The sequence below is a fragment of the Methanobrevibacter oralis genome (assembly GCF_001639275.1).
Classification (GTDB): domain Archaea; phylum Methanobacteriota; class Methanobacteria; order Methanobacteriales; family Methanobacteriaceae; genus Methanocatella; species Methanocatella oralis.
On record NZ_LWMU01000040.1, the window covers coordinates 1 to 546 of the forward strand.

General features: G+C 31.7%; 1 protein-coding gene. It reads left to right on the forward strand.

What is annotated here, in order from left to right; genetic code table 11:
• The coding region (locus MBORA_RS00920; RefSeq protein ID WP_156482685.1) for a DUF11 domain-containing protein at nucleotides 1-546 on the forward strand (546 nt) is incomplete at both ends.

Genomic DNA, 546 nt, shown 5'->3' on the forward strand with positions numbered 1-546 from the left:
ACTAATAAAGGTTCTAGTGTTGCTAATGGTGTGGTTGTTGAAGAGTTGATTCCTAATGGTTTAACTTTAATAAATAATAGTTGGGATACTAGTCAATGGACTAAAGTTGGCAATACCTGGAAACTTATTAATGGGTTAAATGGTGGATCTAGTGCTGTTTTAAAACTTGTATTTACTGTTAATGGTAATGTTACCGGTGCAATTTCTAATGTGGTTATTGTTAAGTCTAATGAAACAGGTAATGGTACTAATGTTTCTAATAACAATACTACTCTTACTAATGTTTCACTTAATGTTACTAAGGTGTCTGATAAAGCGATGGTTAATGTTGGTGAAAATTTAACTTACACTATTACTGTGACTAATAAAGGTTCTAGTGTTGCTAATGGTGTGGTTGTTGAAGAGTTGATTCCTAATGGTTTAACTTTAATAAATAATAGTTGGGATACTAGTCAATGGACTAAAGTTGGCAATACCTGGAAACTTATTAATGGGTTAAATGGTGGATCTAGTGCTGTTTTAAAACTTGTATTTACTGTTAATGGT